Here is a 21,128-nt window from a genome sequence, read left to right as displayed (position 1 = left end):
GAGCCTTTTGTTTTTCTTGAGGCGCGTAGCTCAATGCCTGAAATGCCTCACGCCAGAAAACACCATGGCCACGCCGCGCTCGTTGGCCGCATCAATCACCTCTTGATCACGCATGCTGCCGCCGGGCTGGATCACACAGCTGGCGCCAGCATCGACCACCACATCCAAGCCATCGCGGAAGGGGAAGAATGCATCCGAGGCCACCGCAGTGCCTTGCAAGCTGAGGTTCGCATGCCCAGCCTTGATGCTGGCGATACGCGCTGAATCCAAGCGGCTCATTTGGCCTGCGCCTACGCCCATGGTCATGCCGTCTTTGCAGAAGACGATGGCGTTGGATTTGACGAACTTGGCGACTTTCCATGCAAAGAGCAGGTCTTGCAATTGCTGCGGGCTGGGCTGCATCTTGGTGACGACTTTGAGATCAGCCAGTTGCAGCTCATGGTTGTCTGCGGTTTGCATCAAGAGGCCGGAGCCAATGCGCTTGATGTCCATGGCGTTTTGGCCTTTGCTCCAAGCGTTATCACCACCGGGCGGCAAGGCAATCTCCAACACTCGCACATTCGCCTTCGCTTTGAATACCGCCAAAGCTTCTGGAGAATAGCTCGGCGCAATCAACACTTCCACAAACTGCTTCGAAATTTGTAGCGCTGCACGCTCATCCAGTGGGCAGTTCAGGGCGATGATGCCGCCGAAAGCGGAAGTAGGATCGGTTTGGAAAGCTTTGCTGTAAGCCGCCAAACCATCGACGCCAACGGCCACGCCGCAAGGATTGGCATGTTTGACGATCACACAGGCGGGCTCAGAAAAGCTCTTCACGCATTCCCAAGCGGCATCGGCGTCAGCGATGTTGTTGTAGGAGAGTTCCTTGCCTTGCAGTTGCTTGGCCGTCACCAGCGAGCCGGGTGCGGGATACAGATCACGGTAAAACGCTGCGGCTTGGTGTGGATTTTCGCCATATCGCAGGTCTTGCAGCTTCACGAAGCGGCCGTTCGTTTGTGAAGCAAATTGGCCTCTCACCGTCGTAGGACTTGCGCTAGATGCTTCGAAATCAATAGCAGAAAGGTAATCGCTGATCGCGCCGTCGTAATTGCTGATGCGGTTGAATGCTGCCACGCTGAGCGCAAATTTGGTCTTTTGCGAGATGCCGCCCGCTTTGAGCTCTGCGATCACGCCCGCGTATTGCGAAGCATCGGTGAGCACAGCCACATCCTTCCAATTCTTCGCCGCGCTGCGCACCATGGCGGGGCCACCGATATCGATGTTCTCAATCGCATCTTCCAGCGTGCAGCCGGGCTTGGCTACGGTGGCTTCAAACGGGTAGAGATTCACGATGAGGATATCAATTTGCTCAATTGAATGCTCTTTCAAAGCCGCCATGTGTGCAGGCAGATCGCGCCGCGCGAGTAAGCCGCCATGCACTTTAGGATGAAGCGTTTTCACGCGGCCATCGAGCATTTCGGGGAATCCGGTGACTTGTGCAATCTCTGTCACGGGCAGGCCGTTGTCGGCCAGCAATTTAGCCGTGCCACCTGTGGAAATGAGATCCACTTTCAAAGCATGCAGTTCACGGGCGAGCTCCAGCACGCCAGTTTTGTCAGACACAGAAATCAATGCACGCATGTGCGCTCCCTCAAAGTAATAAAAATTGTTGCAAGCAGCGACTCATCAGAGCATCTGATGTTCGCTGAGCTTCTTGCGAAGCGTGTTGCGGTTCAAGCCCAGCCATTCGGCGGCTTTGGATTGGTTGTTGCCTGCTTGCCGCATCACCACTTCCAGCATCGGCTTTTCCACAATGCCGAGCATCATGGCGTAGAGCTCATGAGGCGTTTCGCTGCCTAAATCTTTGAAATACGCATCCAAACCGTGGCGCACGCTATCTTCAATGTTTTTCTTGCTCATATTCTTCACTCACAACTTCCGATTCTTCCGACACTCCATTGGCGCGATGCATCGGTAAGCGATCCATCTGCTGCGCCAAACCCTCAAAATAATTTGCGACAGCTTCATGCTGCTGCCTCGCATCCTCGACTGCGTTCATCTGCTGACGAAACACCTCACCGCCAGGTAATTCGCGCACATACCAGCCAATGTGCTTGCGTGCACTGCGCACGCCGGTGAACTCGCCATAGAGTGCGTAATGCTCCAGCAAATGCGCGAGCATCGCGCGGCGTACTTCAGCCACCAAGGGCGGCGCGAGATGCTCACCTGTTTTCAAATAGTGCGTGATCTCACGAAAAATCCAAGGCCGGCCTTGCGCGGCGCGGCCAATCATCACGGCATCGGCTTTTGTGAATTCAAGCACGGCCTTGGCTTTCTCGGGTGAATCCACATCACCGTTAGCCACCATCGGAATGCTCAAGCGGCTCTTGATCTCTGCCATGGTCTCGTATTCGGCTACACCCTTGTAGCCCTGCTCGCGCGTACGGCCATGAACTGTGAGCATCTGAATACCTGCATCCTGGGCAGCCAAGGCGATGCTGAGCGCGTTTTTATGCGTGGCGCACCAACCCGTGCGCATCTTGAGCGTCACAGGCACGCCATGCGGCAATGCTGCTTGCACCACCGCTTCAATGATCTCTAAAGCAAGCTTTTCATCTTGCATGAGCGCCGAGCCCGCCCATTTGTTGCACACCTTCTTGGCGGGGCAACCCATATTGATATCGATGATCTGTGCGCCGCGATCGATGTTGTAAGCCGCAGCCTCAGCCATCATCTGCGCATCAGTACCTGCGATCTGCACAGCAATCGGTGCCGACTCACCTTCGTGATTAGCTCGGCGAGAAGTTTTCAGGCTCGCCCACAGGTCTTTGCGCGAGGTCACCATCTCGCTCACTGCATAGCCTGCACCAAAGGATTTACAGAGCTTGCGAAACGGCAGATCCGTCACACCCGCCATCGGCGCAACAAACACCGGGCTGGGGAGCTGGTAAGGGCCCAACTTTGGGCCTGAAAGCTCGGTGTTCATGAGGGAAAGATGCGGGTTCAATTGCTGAAAAAAGAGGCACGAGTATACTCGTCTCGACTCTCACCATATGGAAAATTTACCTTCTTGGCTGATCGCGCTGATGGCATGGCTGGCTTTACCCCAGTTTGGCCTCTCCACGGTATTCGTTATCTCCATCATCTCCGCCACCCTGCTGCCTTTGGGCTCCGAGCCTGCGGTGTTTGGTCTGATCAAGCTCAATCCGGATTTATTTTGGCCCGCAATACTTGTGGCAACGGCCGGCAACACGATTGGTGGTGCGATTGATTGGTGGGTCGGCTATGGCGCGCACAGTGCAATCGATAAATACAAAGGGCGCTCCATCCATCTCAAAGCTCTGCAATGGCTTGAAAAGCTAGGGCCCAAGGCTTGTTTGCTATCTTGGCTGCCAGGTGTAGGAGATCCGCTGTGTGCTGTCGCAGGTTGGCTGCGCTTCCCGTTTTGGCCCTGCGTGGGCTACATGCTGATCGGTAAATTTTTACGTTATTTGGTGATGACGACTGCGCTGCTTTGGATCTTCCCTGCCTCGCAGTGAAACCACTCAGCCAAGAGGCCACATCTGCCCATGATCCGTGAGGATGGCATCGAGTGGCACATCATGTGCCTCAGGTGCAAAGCTGCTCACATAACCATTGGCAAACCCTAGACCGACCGTGAATGGCTTGGGCGAAATCGAAGCCAAGGTGCGGTCATAAAAACCACCGCCATAGCCCAAGCGAAACCCTCCAGGCCCAAAACCCAAACAAGGCACGAGCAGCAAAGTCGGCATGATCACATCCGTGTCTTTGGGCTTAGGAATATCGTAAGCGTCGTTTTCCATCGGGCAGCCTGGCCACCAAGCATGGAATTGCAAGGTTTTGTGAAGACGATCCACCACGGGCAGGCCGATCTTGCGGCGCGAGGCCAGCGGGCCTGCGGGCAAGGCCGCATGCATGGCTGAGCCTTGCGTAGAATCCATCAAATTTGCTATAAATTCAGTAGCACTTCGCGCAGATTTTATGCCGGCGATCGGCTGATTTTCCTTCAAAATCTGCGGTTCCAAAGGGTTCCCCAAGCTTTGAGCCGTTTCCTCCAGACCTGAGCCGAGCAATGCATCTTCTTGCCAACGATACAGCGCTGGCAGGGCATCAAACTCGCCCTTGATCGGCCAATACGCGCCAATGATTTCATCCGGCCGACTCACCAGAAACGCTCTGAGCACGCGCTGCAAATCCGCAGCCCGCTCCATGCGATCAGGCAAATTCAAGCGCTCTTCAATGAGCCTTTGCCGCTGGATTTTTTTCTCAGCATTCATAATGTGGGCATGCAAGTATTTAAGACGTTCATTCTGGCAGGTTTGTGCAGTGTTTTTCTGGCTGGTGCCGCTTTCTCTCAAAGCCAGCGAGGTGATGATCTGATTGTGCAAATGAGCGAAGCCTCCAAGCGCGGCGACAAGGCTCGACTCTCCTCTCTTTTACCGCAAGTGCGAGGCCATGTCTTGGAGCCTTGGGGCGTGTATTGGGAGATGAAAGCACGCCTACAAGAAGCGAGCAATGCAGAGATTCAAGCCGCATTGCAAAGCATCGCTGGCAGCTATCAAGAAGATCGTTTGCGCAACGATTGGCTTCAGCTGCTGGGGCAGCGACGCGACTGGCAATCCTTCTCCAGCGAATACGCCAAATACCGCATGCAAGATGACCGTGAAGTGCGCTGCTATGCACTTCATATTGATCGCTTACGTGGTGCGATCAGTGGTGAAGCGGCTGCGCAAGAAGTGTTGCGTAACTGGTATGGCATGCGTGATGCCGATGACGGCTGCACCCTAGCTGCCGGCGGTCTGCTAGAAGCCAAATTGATCACAGCGCTAGATGTGTGGAAAGAAGCACGCTTGTCGATAGAGGGCAACAGAGCGCGTGCAGCAACCAACGCCGTCACACTCGTCTCGCCAGAATCAGCTGGTGCTATCGGCGAGATCAACGCCAACCCTGCACGCTACCTGAGCGCCCGCGCCACGGCCGCTGGCAACACCCGCAAAGAGCTTGTCACACTAGCTCTCATCAAAATGGCTAGCAACGATGCCGAAGCGGCAGCTGGCGCGCTAGAAAGCAAATGGTCTGTACAACTCACACCTGAGGAGCGCAGCTGGGTCTGGGCGGTGATCGGCAAGCAGGCCAATCTCAAGCTCTCATCAGATGCGGGCGAGTATTACGCCAAATCCCGTAACGAGCATTTGAACGATGATCTGCTCGGATGGAAAGCCCGCACCGCATTGCGTGCGACTTCAGCCGCACAGGGCTGGCCAGTGGTGTTGGCCTCGATCAACGCGATGAGTGAAGAAGGCAAGAAAGACAACACCTGGGTCTATTGGAAAGCCCGCGCCTTGCGCGAGACAGCCAAAGGCAAACCAGAGATGGTGAACTCCACCCCACAAAGCCCCACACCAACCCTGGTGCTTCGCCCCGAGCTGCAAGAAGCTCAGAATCTTTTAGAGAGCATCGCCTCTGTGCGCGGCTTCTACGAAATCTTAGCGACTGAGGAATTAGGCCGAAAAGCCGCGCTTCCCCCCACACCTTCTGCGCTGAGTGCTACAGAAAAAGAAGCAGCTAGATTGAACCCCGGCCTCAATCGCGCGCTGTATGCGATTGCGTTAGGCCTGCGCTCAGATGGTGTGCGTGAGTGGAACTACACCACCAATCTTCACACACGCGGCGGTATGAGCGAGCGTGAGTTGCTCGCCGCAGCTGATTTCGCTTGTCAACGCGAAGTCTGGGATCGCTGCATCAACACCAGCGAGCGCACCAAGGAAGCCTTCAATGCAGACCAGCGCTTTCCCATGCCTTTCCGTGATGCCGTCGTCAAGCGCAGCCGGGAGATCAACCTTGATCCCGCTTATGTGTATGGTCTTATCCGGCAAGAATCGCGCTTCATCATGGATGCGCGCTCTGTCGTCGGGGCTTCGGGTTTAATGCAAGTCATGCCCGCCACTGCCAGATGGACAGCCAAGCGCATCGGGCTCGATGGCTTCAGTATCGATCAACTCAACAACCGCGACACCAACATCGCCATCGGCACCGCCTACCTCAAGCTCGTGCTGGATGATTTCCAGGGTTCCAGCCCATTGGCTGCCGCCGCCTATAACGCAGGCCCCAGTCGTCCACGTGTATGGCGCAATGGTCCCGTTATGGAAGGCGCGGCTTGGGCAGAGAATGTGCCTTTTGCCGAGACCCGCGATTACGTCAAGAAAGTTGCGGCAAACGCGACCGTGTATGGCCTCATCCTAGGCGGCCAGCCCAGTCTGAAAGCGCGCATGGGAACGATAGGGCCTCGCGAAGGCGGCTCTCCCGAGCCGAATCGAGATATTCCCTGATCAAGCAGATGTATAAATGGTCTGCGCTGCGCTTACAGGCTGAACACCAGCGAGGTCAAGTTGCATCGCAATCATATTCACCAGAGTCGCCACACTCGGCCTGCCTGTCTCCACTTGGAAATGCGCCGTTTCGCGATACAGCGGGTCACGCTGCGCATACAAATCCCTGAGCCGCAGCATCGGATCAACACCTTGCAGCAAGGGTCGATTGCGGTCATGGCGTAGCCGCTTGTACAAATCCTCTGGGCTTGAGCGCAAATACACCACACGACCTGCAGAATGCAGCAAGCGACGATTGTTTTCACGAATCACCGCGCCACCACCAGTAGCTAAAACGATCTGAGCGTTCGTCGATTGCGCGTGTGCATCCACCGCATCCGCCAACACCGCCTCCTCCACATCCCGAAACGCCCCCTCCCCCTCACGCTCGAAATACTCCCTGATCGAGCAACCCAAGCGCTGCTCAATCAAATGATCCGAGTCCAAGAAAGAAGCCGACAACTTGCGTGCAAGCTGCCGGCCTACTGTGGACTTACCGGAACCGGGAAGGCCGATGAGGATGATCACCGCTTAATTCGCATAAGGCGATGCTGGCAATGCACAAGGATTCGAAGCGGCATCTGTGGCAGAAGGTGACAAACGAAATATTGATGATGACTTCGCCTCCGTACCGCTTGAGCTAACCGTCGCAGACAACTCAACCACTATCCAAACCGCACTGCCTTTCAAATACGTTAATGTGAATGGAGCAATACCGTTAGATCCAGTAGTAACTATAGGAGGAACCGATCCAGCAGCTGAATTAGGGGGGGTCAGTTGCGAGTTAGATGTACCGAATACCACTGGATTAGTACAAGCAACAGGATTCAAACCAAAAGGCAGTTGAATGCGTTGCCCATCCTCTCCATTATCTAAGGAACCATTACCGTTTCTATCCTCCGAACAATATGTAAAAGTCGTGGTCTGGTTAGCAGAGCACGCATTAACGGATCCCACAGTGAATGCGTAGGGTTTCACATTCAAGCTAACTGGTACGCCAACGACAGATCCACCACCGGCATCAGTGACTTGCGCGCTGAAGTCTAGTTCATAGAAAGTATTATCTGCAGAGCTTCTAATGACAGTTGATGGACTAAATGCTACCGATAGCGCTTGCCCACCAACAGTCAATACGACATCATTCCCCGAGGGTGATGTACCTGTGCGTACAGCAGTGCCCAAAATTTGCGCCGTTACAGAAATACCATTCTGAGTGCTAGCTTGAGTACCAGCAACAAAATCAGTGATGGCTTCACCAGCAGCATTGGTATAGACAATTGCTTGGCTCAAACGTTCTCCTGCGCCCGGTCCACCACTGATGCTAAACAGCACAGGCACACCAAATACTGCAGCATCTATTCCTGCAGAGTTAAACAAAGCTCTTGCTTTGATTTGAACGGTATTCAAACTAGTCCCCGAAGAGACGGAAACGCTATTGCGAGATGCTGTCAAAAGTAACTTATTGGCACTTGAAACGGGTGGAGAAGCATTTAGAGCAAGGGTTGCACTGATGCTTGAGACGCTTGCATGGATCGCATTTATGGTTGCGACGCCTGCAGCAGGAACAGTTAACACTGCACTCGCTACACCGCTATTAACTGGTGCCGTCAAAACATTTGATCCTCCTACGAAAGTTCCTAATGTAGTTACGAATTGGACTTGTGTAGCTGTACCAGCCTGTACAGAAATAGCATTGGCTGAACCTGTAGAAATCACACTATTATTGCTTGGACTTAGGAAAAAGAAACCCGTGCCTGGCGCAGTTACTGAAATCTCTTTAGCAGCCACCAAGCCACCCCCACTAACAGAGACATTAGACGATCCAACTGATAGGCCTGTGAGTGAAAATGTAGCTATGCCTACTGCGTTAGTTACTGCAGTGACTGCTGTGGTCGATACCGCATTAGGATTACTACTCGACAAGGTCAACGTTGAATTTGGTACAACAGCTCCAGTAGCATTTCGCAAGGAAACATTAAATGTTAGAGGTGTTGAACCCGATACAATAACATTAACCCCCGAGGTATCTATCGTTAATGAACCTCCAGCAATTCTGATTGAAGTTTGTGCAGATCGCGTTCCAGAAATCGCAGTTAGCGATGCAATGCGATTGGTTTGATTTAGAGTACCAGAACTCAACACAAAGCTTGCCCTCCCAGTAGCATCTGTTAGCTTTGCCGATGCATCCAAGAGGCCCGTATCTGTACTTAAGCGGATTTCCGCACCTGATACAGATGCATTACTAGCATTGATCGCCGTCACTACAATAGTTGCATTATCAGAGTTATCCGCATTGATTTGATTAACACTAGATGAAATCGCCAATGCTGTTACTGAAGCAGTTGCAGTGTTGGTAGTTGTATCGGTATTAGGGTTAGGGGTCGGGGTCGGATTGATACTGTTAGTTCCTGCACTCCCACCACCGCCACCACAAGCAATCAAAGAAGCGGCCAAAATGCCAGCTGCAATCCATTTCAGAAATTTCATACGATTCCCTCCAAACAATACGTTCATGCTATAAGAAGTATAGCTATTATCTAGCCGCTGCACGATCTGAAATCATGCGAGGTGTTAGAAATATTAACAATTCCTGCTTATTTGCGCTTTTTTGACGCTGCTTGAATAAATTACCAGCATATGGGATATCAGATAGGAAGGGGATACGCGTCTCACTCTCAGTTTCAGTCAGCTCGAAAATACCACCAATCACCACTGTGCCGCCATTTTCAATTAACACCTGCGTTTTGACATGTTTGGTATTGATTGCAAATCCTGCCGCTGTCGCTTGGCCTACGCTGTCCTTGTTCACATCAACATCGAGAATAATATTGCCTTCTGGCGTGATCTGTGGCGTGACCTCTAGCTTGAGGTTGGCTTTGCGGAATGCAATTGAAGTCGCGCCGCTAGCTGTGGCAACTTGATACGGCAATTCTGTACCCTGCTCAATTAAGGCTCGTGTTTGGTCGGCTGTTATGACTCGAGGGCTAGAAACAATACGCCCTTTACCATCGCCCTCTAAAGCCGACAGCTCTAGGTTCAAGAATCGATTTGCGGATGCATTAAAAATAGACAACGCAATAGCCGCAGCATTGAAGCCGTTTTGTCCGACTGCTGGCATATTGAAGAATGTACCGCTAGTGTCAACAGCACCATTCTGAGCTCCAGTAGTTCCTACTACATTCCCATAATTCGTCCCCCAAGCAACTCGGTTGTTACTACCCAGTACGCCATAACCCGCATCTCCGCCACGAATACCACGCAGATCGTTCGCGCCCAGTTTGACACCTAAAGATTTGCCAAATTGATCTGATGCCTCCACGATGCGAGCTTCGATCATCACTTGGCGTACGGGCACATCAAGCTTTGAGACCAAGGCTTGAACCTCTTCAAGCTTGCTCGGAACATCAGTGACAAAGATTTGGTTGGTGCGTGGCTCTGCAATTACACTGCCGCGACTAGAAAGCAACCGTGTTGCGTTTGTTCCAGAGCCTGTAGTGCTGCCAAGCTGCGTCGCAATATCAGCTGCCCTTGTGTAGTTGAGCTGAATTGCTTGCGAGCGTACAGGCTCCAAAGTTTGTAAAGCGGCTTTTGCTTCGAGATCTTGTTTTTCTTTAGCTGCCAGTTCGTCTTTCGGTGCGATCCAAAGCACATTCCCGTTCTTACGCATTCCCAAGCCTTTGGCCTGAAGAATGATGTCCAAAGCCTGATCCCACGGCACATCTTTTAGGCGCAATGTCACTGCTCCACTGACAGTATCTGAGGTGACGACGTTGAAATTTGTGAAGTCAGCGATGACTTGCAGCAAAGAGCGTACTTCAATATTTTGGAAATTCAAAGAAAGTTTCTCGCCACTGTAGCCAGGCCCTTGCGTTAGTTTCGTAGGATCGATCTTCAGCTGACGAACCTCAAGAACGAATTGATTGTCGCTTTGATAAGCACTGTGCTCCCACTGACCTTTTGGTTCAACAACCATGCGTACGCGATCACCAATCTGTGTGGTGCTGACCAGTTGTACTGGTGTGCCAAAGTCAGCAACGTCTAAGCGCCGACGTAGGCCCTCTGGCAAATTTGTTTTGAGAAATTCAACTACAAGGGTTTGCCCTTGCTGTTTGATGTCTACTCCAACTTGACTGCTGGGCAAATCGACCACAACACGACCTACACCATCTTGGCTGCGACGAAAATCAATATCTTTGAGTGATTGCACTTCTCGCGCACGCGATTCAGCAAAACTCGATGCAGGTGGAGCAGTTGCCGCATTGGAAGCTGGCGCAACACTATTGCCAGCCACATTGTCTAACGAAATAAGCAGGCTTTTTCCCTGTATTTCAGTTTTGTAGTTAGCTGCTTGCTTGAGGTTAAGTACCACGCGTGTGCGCTCTCCAGCTTGCACTATGTTGGCAGAGCGTAAATTACCTTGATTGATATCGACGATATTTTTACCTGAGGCGTTGTTGAACCCAGGAAAATCTAAGGCAATACGAGCTGGTGTTTGAATTGCAAAACCCGTTGGTGCAACGGTGATTGGCTGTGCGAAATCGATCCTGACGACTTCGACACCGCCACGTACGCTTGCGGCTAGATTTTCAATGGCATTCTGTGCGAACGTCCAACCGCTAATAGCTAACAAACAGATTCCAATAAGCCACTGGCTAGGCAATTGCCACATTGTTTTCATAGATGTTTTCATTTAGAACCCTCTTGAAGCTGCAAACTAGCTTGACGTTCGATCCATTCACCAGCTGCATCCTGCACGATTTCACGCAATACCAACTCTGTTTCAGACAATTTAACGACTTTGCCGTAATTTTGCCCAAGGTAGCTACCTAAGCGCACTTGATAGAGTAATTTATCGACCTTTACCAAAGCGACAGGTACGCCTTTGGGAAGCATCGTGCCCACCATACTGATAGCGTCAAGTGGAAATCCTTCCAAAACCTCTTTGCGGCGATTCAATTCTGGCGCGACTAGAGCAGCATTCGCTGTCGCTTGACTAGATTCTCGCTTGAGAGCTTGTGTCAATTTTTGGTTGCTAAATGGCTCTATGGATAAATCATTCTTATACGACTCTGGCGTGAATTTCTTAGGTTCTGGAATAGGTGGAACGTTAGGCTTGGTTGCGTTACGCTGCTCTTGCATCCACTGTTTGATATCTTGCTGGTCGTCACCAAAACAGGCAGTGAGAAACGGCAGAAATGAAAAACACAGTAGTGCGCGGAAAAATATAGGCGTTATGGTATTCATTTCTTGGGCGCTCCTGCGGGTGCAGCGGCTGCTCGTTGTGCCTTGATTTCTTCCGGATCCAAATATCGATACGTGCGAGCAGTTGAATCGAGAACCAATGTGCCATCCTTGGCAGCACCTGGTGTGACCGACAAGTTATTCAAGGTAACGATTCGAGATAGATTAGCCACATCAGCAGCAAACGCACCAATATCGTGATACTTACCAGTGATTTTCAGTGCTATGGGTAATTCAGCATAGTACTCTTTGACTGCAACTGCTCCTGGTTTAAAGGATTCGAATTGCAAACTACGGCCTAAGCCAGCTTGATTGATATCAGACAATAAAGCATCAATCTCAGCCTTGCTAGGTAATTGCTTTTCAAGCTGCGTCACATACTGCTGAACCTGCTCACGCTGCTTTTTTAGCGTCTCTAAATTTACTGCTTGAACTAGCTTTTTCTTATAGTCTTCTCTAAGTGTAATTTCTTTGTCCTGCGCTACTTTGAGTTCGTCGGCCGAACCCTGTAACCACAAGAACCATAATGCAGTCACCACAGCGATAGCCAGAAGCAAGCAGAGGCCATAGCGGGGAATAGCTGGCCAAGTCGAGGGATCATTCGGATTCAGGCCTCGAAACTGGGACGCAAGCTTCTCTTGCAATGCAGCAAAATCGATATTGTTTTTGGATGTTTTTGCCATGACTAACTCAAGCTTTCTTTTGTTCTTGAGCCACTGGTAAGCCAGCCGCACCTGACGCACCAGCCGCTGGCTTCTGTACATCTGTAGGTTTACGTACTTGGACTTTTATGGAGAAGTTCGAAACACGACGTTGATCACGAGGCGTTAGCGCTACAGATCCAGCCACAATTTCGATGAGCTCAGGCTTGTTGAACCATTGGCTGTTATTTGCAAGATTACGCAGTAATTCAGATACTCTCTCCTGAGACTGAGCCGTACCAAGCAAACTTAAAGTGACATTATCTTGCTTCATGGAAGATACGTAAACACCATCTGGAAGCTGCTTTACAAGCTCTGTTAGCAGATATACGGGCATATTACGGTCAGCCTGCAGGGATTCAACCGCTTGCTGACGTGCGCGCAATGATGCAATTTCCGCCTGCAAAGTTGAAACCTCCTTGATTTCGTTTTCTAGCTTCGTGATTTCCTTTTGGAGAAACGCATTTTTCTCGTTCTGCGACGAAATCTGAGCTTGATAAGCAGCATAAATAAATCCGCAAATCACGCCGCCAATCAAAGCAGCTATTCCTAACGATACAAAAAATGCCTCTTTGCGGCGCTTGCGAGCCTCTTCGCGATGGGGGAGTAGGTTGATCAAAATCACTGTAAGAACCTCCGCATCGCCAAACCACAGGCGCTCAAATACGAAGGCGCTTCTCGGCGCATTTTATTTTCTTTGATGTTCGATGACAGTTGCATACCGTCAAATGGGTTGAGAACTTGGCAATCGAATGACGTTTGCGCTGTCACTGCTTCAGTCAAACCTGGCAATGAGGAAGACCCGCCCGCAAGCATCACATGGTCCACACGGTTGTGCGGTGTGCTGGTGAAGAAAAATTGCAAAGCACGGGCAATTTCTTGCGCCATGTTTTCGACGAAAGGCTTGAGCACAGAAGATTCGTAATCTTCAGGCAGCTCGCCACTGCGTTTTTTGCTTTCGGCCTCTTCAGGCGAGAAGCCATACTGGCGCACAATCAGTTGGGTGAGCTGCGCACCACCAAAAGCCTGGTCGCGGTCATACACAACTTCTTCGTTTTTCATGACCTGCATGCTGGTGGTCATCGCACCCACTTCGAACAGAGCGACCAGGGCATCTTTCCCCTCTTCTGGGAGCTGCTCTACTAATCGGCGAGTGGCCAAGCGGGAGGCATAGGATTCCACATCTAAGACGATGGGTTTGAGGCCTGCGGCCTCGGCTAAACCTTGGCGATCTTGCACTTTTTCTTTGCGGGAGGCGGCAATCAGAACGTCCACATCACCGGCAGAATTCGCGCTGGGGCCAACCACACAGAAATCCAAGCTCACCTCGTCAAGCGAGAAGGGAATGTATTGATTAGCTTCACCTTCGACTTGAATTTCCAGCTCAGCATCCGATAAACCGCCTTGCAGAACGATTTTCTTGGTGATCACAGCAGAAGCTGGTAGCGCCATCGCCACGTTTTTGGTGCGAGTACCGCTTTTTTTCACGACTTTGCGGATCGCTTCGGCCACTTCGTCGAACTTTTCAACGTTGCCATCTGTGATCCAGCCGCGTTCGAGCTGTTCGGTGGCGCAGCGCTCAAGCACCCACTCACCGGCTTTATTGCGCCCAAGCTCGACCAGCTTGACGCTGGATGAGCTGATATCCAGGCCGACGAGGGGCGCTGGCTGGCGGCTGAAAAGGTTGGCTAGCGAAACCAAGCGAAACTCCAATTTAAAAATGTTCTTGTCTCAGTTCCCCAATGATCCAATATTTGGCGCAAAAAAGGAATAAAAACTTAAGAAAGTATTTCAATACTAGCAGTAAGTTCCTTGTTAAACAAGGATTTTTTCTTTTTCAAGCGTTTCTAAGCGTTGTCAAAATCCCACGTTTTTGGAATCGTAACAACTCGTTAAAATTACAGTACGCTTAGTTTTGATGGCTTAGATTGACTTCACCCTGGCTTCACCCCCCTTCCTATAATCCAAGCATTAATAAAGCAAATCCATGCAAGACACCTCAACTCCTAGCCCGTCTACCCCCGGCCGATCGTCTTGGCAGAAAACCGTTTTCCGCCTCATCGCATGGACGGGAGGTTTGATCTTGGCGGGCGTTTTGTGCGTGGCCTTCATGCTGGGCTTGGCTTTGGCGACGGCTTACCCCAATCTCCCTGATGTGAGTGATCTGACAGATTACCGTCCCAAGCTACCGCTTCGCGTGTTTTCCTCTGAAGGTGCGCTGCTCGGGGAATTCGGTGAGGAGCATCGTACGCTCACCCCTCTCAAAGACATCCCCAAGCACATGCAAGATGCCGTTCTGGCGATTGAGGATGCCCGCTTTTTCTCCCACGGCGGCGTGGATTACATCGGCGTGATGCGCGCAGCCTTAGCCAACTTGGGCAAACTCAAAAGTCAAGGCGCTTCCACGATCACCATGCAGGTGGCGAAAAACGTCTATCTGTCGAACGAAAAAACCTACACACGGAAGATTTACGAAATCCTGCTGACCTTCAAGCTAGAGCATGCCCTGACCAAGGAGCAGATTCTTGAGGTCTATATGAACCAGATTTACCTGGGCAACCGAGCCTATGGTTTCTCGGCTGCCGCAGACACGTATTTTGGTAAACCGCTCAAAAGTATCAGCATCGCTGAAGCCGCCATGCTAGCCGGCGTGCCCAAATTCCCTTCCAGCGCCAATCCGGTTGCAAATTACACCCGTGCCAAACGCCGTCAACTCTACATCATTGATCGCATGCTAGAAAACGGCTTCATCACTGAAGCACAAGCCGTGGCCGCACGTGCTGAGGATGTGAAAGTGCGCACTGGCCCAGATACATCCCGCGTACATGCGGAGTATGTGGCTGAGACGGTGCGTCAGCTGATTTTTGCGCAGTACGGTGAAGAGACCTACACGCGTGGCTTGGATGTGTACACCACGATCAAATCTGCCGAGCAGCAAGCCGCTTATCGAGCCTTGCGCAAAGGCATCATGGATTTTGAGCGCCGCCAGCCCTATCGTGGCCCTGAAAAATTTATTGAGCTGCCACAAGCCAAAGATGAGATGGAGGAAGCCATTGATGATGCGCTGGCAGAGCAGCCTGATAACGATGAAGTGCTCGCTGCTGTTGTGCTTGAGGCCAATGCCAAGAAGATCGTGGCGATGCGCCGCAATGCCGAGCAACTGGAAATCACAGGGGACGGGCTTCGTCCGGCGCAGTCTGGCTTGTCTGCCAATGCAGCGGCCAACATCAAAATTCGCCGAGGCGCCATCATCCGAGTGGTGAAAACACCCAAAGGCACATGGGAGATCACACAATTGCCCGAAGTTGAAGGCGCTTTCGTGGCACTCGACCCGCGCAATGGTGCTTTGCGCGCACTCGTGGGAGGGTTTGATTACGACAAAAACAAATTCAACCATGTGACGCAAGCTTGGCGCCAGCCGGGCTCGAGCTTCAAGCCCTTTGTTTATTCTGCTGCACTCGAAAAGGGATTCAGCGGCGCAACCGTGATCAATGATGCGCCCTTGTTTTTTGACGCTGGCGTGACGGGCAGCCAAGCTTGGGAGCCGAAGAATTACGACGGTACATTTGATGGGCCGATGTCGATGCGGCGCGGCTTGGCCAAGTCAAAGAACATGGTCTCGATTCGCATCTTGCAATCCGTCGGTGCGCAGAACGCTCAAGATTGGGTCACACGCTTTGGCTTTGAAGCGGAGAAGCATCCCGCTTATCTGACCATGGCACTAGGTGCAGGCTCGGTGACACCGATGCAGATGGCTACGGGCTATGCGGTGTTTGCCAATGGCGGCTATCGCGTGAACCCGTTTGTGATCAGCCGCATCACCGATCAAAAAGGCCGCGTGCTGCTTGACCACAAGCCGCCCGCGTTGGATGAATCGATGCGCGGTATCGATGCGCGCAATGCCTTCATCATGACAAATTTGATGCAAGAGATCACGCGATCTGGCACAGCAGCAAGGGCTCAGGCCACCCTCAAGCGCCCCGATATCTATGGCAAAACAGGCACGACCAACGACTCGATCGACGCTTGGTTTGCCGGCTATCACCCAACGACAGTGGCCGTGAGCTGGATTGGTTATGACACACCACGCAAGCTAGGCGACAGAGAAACCGGGGGAGGGCTGTCGTTGCCGGTATGGATCAGCTATATGGAAACTGCTCTGAAAGGCGTCCCCGTGGTAGAGCCCACTGCGCCTGAGGGCGTGCTCAATATCGGTGGCGAATGGTTCTATGATGAATTTGCAAGAGGCGCGGGCGTCAACAGCCTGGGCTTGTCTGATCCGCTTCTAGATCCGAATGTGCCGCTCCCTCAGCAGGCTCCATCGCAAGCGCCGGCAGAAGAGAAGAAAACAATTTTGGATTTGTTCAGGAACTGAAAACCAAGGCCATGCCAGATTGCGCACTGGCATGCTGGCTCAGATCCGCAAAAAACTCCGTGCCAGCACGGGTACAACGCCAATCGCTTTCAAATTTGTAGTGAAAGCCACCCGCCTTGGTGGCCAGCCACACCTCATGCAATGGCTTTTGCAGATTGATGATGATTTGGCTGCGATTAGAAAAACTGATGGTGATCATGCCACCCACGCGCTGGTTGTCGATATCGGCATCACTCGTGTCATTGATGCGATCGCAACTGGCCTCCACGCTCCTGAGCAAGCTTTCCGCGTGTTGAAGGTATTCTGTGTCGGTCATGACTAGTAAAATGAAAAGATGTTGAATTTCAAACCGATTGTAGGCCTGTGTTGTATAGGCTTCGTACTTGCAAGTGCAGCTTGTGGACAGAAAGGCCCATTGACGCTGCCTCAAGAGCCTGCAGCGCAAAACCGCGCCACCTTGCCTCAAGTGCTCAACCCCGTCTCGCCCGCATCTTCCCCCCTTTCGCCCGCCTCTGCGCCTAAGCGCTGAAGCCAGCCCCTCAGATTTATGACTCACTCTGCCCTGCCCGGCCAACCCTTCATTGCCTACCAAGACGGCCAGCTCTGCGTCGAAGGCGCTCGCGTGGCTGATCTCGCACGCGAGCACAGCACGCCTTTGTTTGTGTATTCCAAAGCTTCGATGCTGGCCGCACTGGCTGCTTACCAAAAAGGCTTTGCAGGCCGCAAGGCGCAGATTTGTTATGCCATGAAGGCGAACTCATCGCTATCGATTTTGAAGCTGTTCGCGCAAGCGGGATGCGGGTTTGATATCGTTTCAGGCGGTGAATTGGAGCGCGTGTTGGCCGCTGGCGGCTCTCCTGCGAAGATTATTTTCTCTGGCGTGGGAAAAACGCGCGCTGAGATGCGCCGTGCGCTTGAAGTGGGCATTCAGTGCTTTAACGTGGAGAGCGAGGAAGAGCTGGATGTGCTCTCCGAAGTGGCATCAAGCATGGGCAAGGTTGCACCCGTGAGCATCCGCGTGAATCCAAACGTTGATCCAAAAACGCATCCTTATATTTCCACCGGCCTCAAGGGCAACAAGTTTGGCATTTCACATGAGCGCACTGTGCCGGTTTACAAGCATGCAGCCTCGCTCAAAGGTCTGAAAGTCGTGGGTATTGATTGCCACATCGGCTCTCAAATCACCACCGTTGCGCCTTATCTCGATGCGATGGACCGTATTTTGGATTTGGTCAAGGCGATTGAAGCGGCGGGCATCCCAATTGAGCACATTGATTTTGGCGGCGGCCTGGGCATCAATTACGAAGGCACGCAACCGCCTGCGGCAGATGATCTGTGGCAGCAGCTGCTTGCAAAGCTTGATGCACGTGGCTTTGGCCAACGGCATTTGATGATTGAGCCTGGCCGCTCTCTTGTGGGTAATGCGGGCGTGTGTGTAACGGAAGTGCTCTACCTCAAACCCGGCGAGCAGAAGAATTTCTGTATCGTGGATGCGGCGATGAATGATCTGCCACGCCCTGCGATGTATCAGGCCTTTCATAGCATCGTGCCAGTGCAGCCGCGTGAAGGTGCACAGACGACATACGAGGTTGTTGGCCCTGTGTGCGAAAGCGGTGATTGGATCGGGCATGACCGCGATTTGAATATCAACAGCGGCGATTTGCTGGCTGTGCTTTCTGCTGGTGCTTATTGCATGAGCATGGCGAGCAACTACAACACGCGTGGCCGTGCTGCTGAAGTCTTGGTGGATGGCGCAAAGGCTTTACTCATGCGCGAGCGCGAGACAACGCAGGATCAGATGCTGCGTGAGAAGCTGGTTTAGCTATTTATTTGATAGCATTCCGCGCAGATTCTATGCCGGCCATATGCTGATTTTGATCATATTTTGACCAAAAAAAAAAGAGGCTCGCAGAGCCTCTTTTTACATTCATAGCCAACGTTAAGCGCGCGCTGCACGCAAGCGCATCGACATTTCTTGCAAAGCCGCAATGCCGCTTTCTTCTGCGCGCTTGCACCAAGCCGCCAGATTGGCCGCGAGCTGTTCGCGCGAGAGATGTGTGTTGCTCCACAGCTGGCGCAGCTCATCGCGCATCTCAGCCATTTTTCCGAGCACGGGATACTGAGCGCGAGCGGCCTTCAAATCAGCCACTGCCGTGGCAGGTACTTTTTCATCATCGCGGTGCAACCAGCGCTTAGCCGTTTTCAAGAGCGATACATCGCCTTGCTTGGCTTTGAGCGCTTCGATTTCAGCTTTGCAGGCGGCGCGCATATCGCGTGCGTAAGCAGCCATGAGTTCGTAGCGATGCGCAATCAGAGCTTCAAGCGTCTGGGCATCTGCCACAGGGCGCACATCACCCAAAGCCAATTTGGGTGGCACTTTTTTCACGGTGGCCAAGCCCAGTGCGCTCAAGGCGCGAATGTATTGCCAACCAATATCAAACTCGTATGGCTTCACAGAAAATTTGGCGCTCGTGGCATAAGTGTGATGATTGTTGTGCAGCTCTTCGCCACCAATCAAAATGCCCCATGGGCTCACGTTTGTAGCGGCATCTTGCGATTCAAAATTGCGGTAGCCCCAGTAGTGGCCAATGCCATTGATCACGCCGGTGGCGAGCACGGGAATCCAGAGCATCTGAATCGCCCAGACGGTCAGGCCGAGCATGCCAAACAAAGCCAAGTTGAGCACGAGCATCAAGCCCACGCCTTGCCAAGTGTAGCGAGAGTACACATTGCGCTCGACCCAATCTGTCGGGCAGCCATGGGTGTATTTTGCATGTGTTTCAGGGTTAGCAGCTTCGGCTTGATACAGCTCGGTGCCGGTCAACAGCAAAGCCTTGAGGCCACGCGTTTGCGGGCTGTGTGGGTCTTCTTCGGTTTCGCATTTGGCATGGTGCTTGCGGTGCACACCCACGAAATCGGCGGTCTTCATTCCGGTGCCGATCCACAGCCAGCCGCGGAAGAAATGCGACACGATGGGATGCAGATCCAGCGCGCGGTGCGACATGGTGCGGTGCAAATAAATCGTCACGGCGGCAATCGTGATGTGCGTGGTGAACAACGTGTAGAGCACGATCTGCCACCAAGACGCTTCGCTCAAACCATGAGCGAGCCACTGGATCAAGGCTTGCGCCAAGGTGTTGTCTAAAAACTGCATAGAGCCTCTGTCTCGATTTGTCAAAAGATGTCAATGATTTTACCCTGCTCACGCCAGCAAAACCGCTTGCACACTGAACAATTGATCAGTGATGTGCTGTGATAACAAACAGCAATAACTATGATTTTAATAGCATGTCGCGCAGATTCCATGCCGGCGAATGGCCTATTTTGCTTAAAATTTCTGCTCAAAACGCGCCACCAATGGCGCATGCTGCGCAGGCCAGCGCTTCAGCGCTTGGGAGTCACCTGACCACTGTTTTTGCAAGAAAGCCAGCATCAACTCACGCGTGGCTTTTTTCACTTGCGGGTTGAGCGCCTCACCGCCCGTGCCTAAGCGATCTGTGAACATGCTGTGGCTGCCTTCTTTGAACACGGCCAGCATCTTGCCCGGCTGGCTGCTGGTGGCCTCATAAACGGCGACGCGATCTTTGGCAGAAGAGTAATAGCCAGGGATCTTGATCTCATCGCCCGTGGCGGTGATGTGCAAGCTGGGCACGCGAATCTTGCCGACGATGGCGGAGGGCTCACCTTCGCCATAAAAAGGCGGAGCGCTGATGATCACAGCGGCCTTGATGCGCGGATCAGCCAAATCCATCTCCGAGCCTGCGCGCTGCACGCGTGCGCCGGCCAAGAGCATCGTGGTGTTCGCGCCATAAGAATGGCCCGCCGCTGCAATACGCTGCGCATCCAAACGGGTGCTCAATTGCGCATCCGAGAGCAGCTGATCCAGTGCAAAGCGCATGTCTTTCGTGCGATCCACAGCCTCGGATTCTTTGGCGGCATCTTGCAAGCGCCCCACCATCTGAATCGGATTGCCAAACCACAAGCTGCGATCACTGCCCACATGCTGCACATGCAGCGCAGCGATGCCGTTGGCAGCCAGGTATTTACCAATGTAGGTGTAGCCCTCGCGCGAGCCGCCAATGCCGTGAGAGAAGATCACCAAGGGCGCTTTGCTGGCCGCGTCTTTGGGCAGATACAGCTTGGCTGGGACAACACGCTGGCGAGAAGCGTCCGTCCACTGCAGATCGCGCACTTCATGGGTATCAGCTTCGGGCATGCCTACAGCCGCAGCCAAGGCCAAACTGCGATTGGCAGAGCGGCTGTCCCAAGATTGTTGCTGGGTGTTGCTATTGCTGGCGCAGCCGATCAGGGGCAGCGTGGCAGCGGCAAGGAGGGCGGCTACTGCAAGGCGCTTTTGAAAAGGGGTAGGCATAGCGATGAGGAGGAAGATGAGTTTGCAATGGCTGATGCCAGCCACTCAGATAAGTTCCAAACTCGGCTCTT

19 protein-coding genes are annotated in these 21,128 nt (G+C 52.6%); 5 read left to right on the top strand and 14 right to left on the bottom strand.

Annotated features, from left to right (window positions below; all coding sequences use genetic code 11):
- Positions 1-30: 30 nt before the first annotated feature.
- From purH to dusB, 3 genes are read right to left on the bottom strand one after another with little or no spacing between them, the layout of a single operon-like run.
- Positions 31-1,620: a bifunctional phosphoribosylaminoimidazolecarboxamide formyltransferase/IMP cyclohydrolase gene (gene purH, locus KIH26_RS12490; RefSeq protein WP_213445675.1), complete on the bottom strand. Its 1,590-nt coding sequence runs from the start codon at positions 1,618-1,620 to the stop codon at positions 31-33.
- Positions 1,621-1,665: 45 nt separating this feature from the next.
- Positions 1,666-1,899, bottom strand: coding sequence for a helix-turn-helix domain-containing protein (locus KIH26_RS12485; protein WP_213445674.1), 234 nt, complete (start codon positions 1,897-1,899; stop codon positions 1,666-1,668).
- The gene (dusB, locus tag KIH26_RS12480) at positions 1,880-2,965 is read right to left on the bottom strand and encodes a tRNA dihydrouridine synthase DusB (protein ID WP_213445673.1); all 1,086 of its coding nucleotides are present in this window, start codon (positions 2,963-2,965) and stop codon (positions 1,880-1,882) included. The genes KIH26_RS12485 and dusB overlap by 20 nt, the downstream gene beginning before the upstream one ends.
- 67 nt (positions 2,966-3,032) lie before the next feature.
- Here dusB and KIH26_RS12475 point away from each other — a divergent pair, with 67 nt between their 5' ends.
- The gene (locus tag KIH26_RS12475; RefSeq protein WP_213445672.1) at positions 3,033-3,518 is read left to right on the top strand and encodes a YqaA family protein; all 486 of its coding nucleotides are present in this window, start codon (positions 3,033-3,035) and stop codon (positions 3,516-3,518) included.
- A 6-nt stretch (positions 3,519-3,524) separates the two neighbouring features.
- Here KIH26_RS12475 and KIH26_RS12470 read toward each other — a convergent pair whose 3' ends face one another.
- Positions 3,525-4,277, bottom strand: coding sequence for a 5-formyltetrahydrofolate cyclo-ligase (locus KIH26_RS12470; protein ID WP_249661185.1), 753 nt, complete (start codon positions 4,275-4,277; stop codon positions 3,525-3,527).
- Between the two features lie 9 nt (positions 4,278-4,286).
- Here KIH26_RS12470 and KIH26_RS12465 point away from each other — a divergent pair, with 9 nt between their 5' ends.
- Entirely contained in the window at positions 4,287-6,329 is a 2,043-nt protein-coding gene (locus KIH26_RS12465; protein ID WP_213445671.1) for a lytic transglycosylase domain-containing protein, read from the top strand.
- Here the strand turns inward: KIH26_RS12465 and KIH26_RS12460 are convergent, their stop codons facing one another.
- The 7 genes from KIH26_RS12460 to KIH26_RS12430 are packed head-to-tail and all read right to left on the bottom strand — an operon-like array spanning position 6,330 to position 14,011.
- The gene (locus KIH26_RS12460) at positions 6,330-6,896 is read right to left on the bottom strand and encodes a shikimate kinase (RefSeq protein WP_349627874.1); all 567 of its coding nucleotides are present in this window, start codon (positions 6,894-6,896) and stop codon (positions 6,330-6,332) included.
- Between the two features lie 3 nt (positions 6,897-6,899).
- The gene (locus KIH26_RS12455) at positions 6,900-8,855 is read right to left on the bottom strand and encodes an Ig-like domain-containing protein (protein ID WP_213445670.1); all 1,956 of its coding nucleotides are present in this window, start codon (positions 8,853-8,855) and stop codon (positions 6,900-6,902) included.
- A 46-nt stretch (positions 8,856-8,901) separates the two neighbouring features.
- Positions 8,902-11,058, bottom strand: a complete 2,157-nt coding sequence (locus tag KIH26_RS12450; RefSeq protein WP_213445669.1) for a type IV pilus secretin PilQ — start codon at positions 11,056-11,058, stop codon at positions 8,902-8,904.
- Complete coding sequence (locus KIH26_RS12445; protein ID WP_213445668.1) at positions 11,055-11,612, bottom strand: pilus assembly protein PilP; 558 nt, start codon at positions 11,610-11,612, stop codon at positions 11,055-11,057. The genes KIH26_RS12450 and KIH26_RS12445 overlap by 4 nt, the downstream gene beginning before the upstream one ends.
- Positions 11,609-12,292 carry a type IV pilus inner membrane component PilO gene (locus tag KIH26_RS12440; RefSeq protein ID WP_213445667.1) on the bottom strand — a complete coding sequence of 228 codons (684 nt, stop codon included), beginning with the start codon at positions 12,290-12,292 and terminating at the stop codon, positions 11,609-11,611. Before KIH26_RS12440 ends, KIH26_RS12445 begins: the two co-directional genes overlap by 4 nt.
- A 7-nt stretch (positions 12,293-12,299) precedes the next feature.
- The gene (locus KIH26_RS12435; RefSeq protein WP_213445666.1) at positions 12,300-12,935 is read right to left on the bottom strand and encodes a PilN domain-containing protein; all 636 of its coding nucleotides are present in this window, start codon (positions 12,933-12,935) and stop codon (positions 12,300-12,302) included.
- A complete protein-coding gene (locus KIH26_RS12430) occupies positions 12,932-14,011 on the bottom strand; it encodes a pilus assembly protein PilM (protein WP_213445664.1) in 1,080 nt (359 codons plus the stop codon). The genes KIH26_RS12435 and KIH26_RS12430 overlap by 4 nt, the downstream gene beginning before the upstream one ends.
- Positions 14,012-14,297: 286 nt before the next feature.
- Between KIH26_RS12430 and KIH26_RS12425 the strand changes: the two genes are divergently transcribed.
- A complete protein-coding gene (locus KIH26_RS12425; RefSeq protein WP_213445662.1) occupies positions 14,298-16,685 on the top strand; it encodes a penicillin-binding protein 1A in 2,388 nt (795 codons plus the stop codon).
- Here the strand turns inward: KIH26_RS12425 and cyaY are convergent.
- On the bottom strand, positions 16,675-17,001 hold the full coding sequence (gene cyaY / locus KIH26_RS12420) for an iron donor protein CyaY (RefSeq protein ID WP_213445660.1): 327 nt from the start codon (positions 16,999-17,001) through the stop codon (positions 16,675-16,677). The two genes, KIH26_RS12425 and cyaY, sit on opposite strands and share 11 nt — an antisense overlap.
- A gap of 18 nt (positions 17,002-17,019) precedes the next feature.
- Between cyaY and lptM the strand changes: the two genes are divergently transcribed.
- Both lptM and lysA read left to right on the top strand, forming a co-directional pair.
- Positions 17,020-17,214: an LPS translocon maturation chaperone LptM gene (gene lptM / locus KIH26_RS12415; protein ID WP_213445658.1), complete on the top strand. Its 195-nt coding sequence runs from the start codon at positions 17,020-17,022 to the stop codon at positions 17,212-17,214.
- Between the two features lie 18 nt (positions 17,215-17,232).
- Positions 17,233-18,507 (top strand): diaminopimelate decarboxylase, encoded by a 1,275-nt coding sequence (gene lysA / locus KIH26_RS12410; protein WP_213445656.1) that lies wholly within the window; start codon positions 17,233-17,235, stop codon positions 18,505-18,507.
- Between the two features lie 117 nt (positions 18,508-18,624).
- Here the strand turns inward: lysA and KIH26_RS12405 are convergent, their stop codons facing one another.
- Entirely contained in the window at positions 18,625-19,839 is a 1,215-nt protein-coding gene (locus KIH26_RS12405) for a DesA family fatty acid desaturase (protein WP_213445654.1), read from the bottom strand.
- 174 nt (positions 19,840-20,013) lie between these two features.
- Entirely contained in the window at positions 20,014-21,057 is a 1,044-nt protein-coding gene (locus KIH26_RS12400; protein WP_213445653.1) for an alpha/beta hydrolase family protein, read from the bottom strand.
- Positions 21,058-21,128: the final 71 nt, after the last annotated feature.

The sequence above is a fragment of the Variovorax sp. PCZ-1 genome, assembly GCF_018413605.1.
Classification (GTDB): Bacteria; Pseudomonadota; Gammaproteobacteria; order Burkholderiales; family Burkholderiaceae_C; genus JANMDU01.
The sequence above is the reverse complement of the archived record's forward strand: the minus strand, read 5'-3'. Positions and strand labels throughout refer to the sequence as shown.

What these genes read in the sequence shown, in the direction of transcription:
- purH (WP_213445675.1), bottom strand. Translation starts at nt 1,620, where the DNA reads ATGCGTGCATTGATTTCTGTGTCTGACAAAACTGGCGTGCTGGAGCTC.
- KIH26_RS12485 (WP_213445674.1), bottom strand. Translation starts at nt 1,899, where the DNA reads ATGAGCAAGAAAAACATTGAAGATAGCGTGCGCCACGGTTTGGATGCG.
- dusB (WP_213445673.1), bottom strand. Translation starts at nt 2,965, where the DNA reads ATGAACACCGAGCTTTCAGGCCCAAAGTTGGGCCCTTACCAGCTCCCC.
- KIH26_RS12475 (WP_213445672.1), top strand. Translation starts at nt 3,033, where the DNA reads ATGGAAAATTTACCTTCTTGGCTGATCGCGCTGATGGCATGGCTGGCT.
- KIH26_RS12470 (WP_249661185.1), bottom strand. Translation starts at nt 4,277, where the DNA reads ATGAATGCTGAGAAAAAAATCCAGCGGCAAAGGCTCATTGAAGAGCGC.
- KIH26_RS12465 (WP_213445671.1), top strand. Translation starts at nt 4,287, where the DNA reads ATGCAAGTATTTAAGACGTTCATTCTGGCAGGTTTGTGCAGTGTTTTT.
- KIH26_RS12455 (WP_213445670.1), bottom strand. Translation starts at nt 8,855, where the DNA reads ATGAAATTTCTGAAATGGATTGCAGCTGGCATTTTGGCCGCTTCTTTG.
- KIH26_RS12450 (WP_213445669.1), bottom strand. Translation starts at nt 11,058, where the DNA reads ATGAAAACATCTATGAAAACAATGTGGCAATTGCCTAGCCAGTGGCTT.
- KIH26_RS12445 (WP_213445668.1), bottom strand. Translation starts at nt 11,612, where the DNA reads ATGAATACCATAACGCCTATATTTTTCCGCGCACTACTGTGTTTTTCA.
- KIH26_RS12440 (WP_213445667.1), bottom strand. Translation starts at nt 12,292, where the DNA reads ATGGCAAAAACATCCAAAAACAATATCGATTTTGCTGCATTGCAAGAG.
- KIH26_RS12425 (WP_213445662.1), top strand. Translation starts at nt 14,298, where the DNA reads ATGCAAGACACCTCAACTCCTAGCCCGTCTACCCCCGGCCGATCGTCT.
- cyaY (WP_213445660.1), bottom strand. Translation starts at nt 17,001, where the DNA reads ATGACCGACACAGAATACCTTCAACACGCGGAAAGCTTGCTCAGGAGC.
- lptM (WP_213445658.1), top strand. Translation starts at nt 17,020, where the DNA reads ATGTTGAATTTCAAACCGATTGTAGGCCTGTGTTGTATAGGCTTCGTA.
- lysA (WP_213445656.1), top strand. Translation starts at nt 17,233, where the DNA reads ATGACTCACTCTGCCCTGCCCGGCCAACCCTTCATTGCCTACCAAGAC.
- KIH26_RS12405 (WP_213445654.1), bottom strand. Translation starts at nt 19,839, where the DNA reads ATGCAGTTTTTAGACAACACCTTGGCGCAAGCCTTGATCCAGTGGCTC.
- KIH26_RS12400 (WP_213445653.1), bottom strand. Translation starts at nt 21,057, where the DNA reads ATGCCTACCCCTTTTCAAAAGCGCCTTGCAGTAGCCGCCCTCCTTGCC.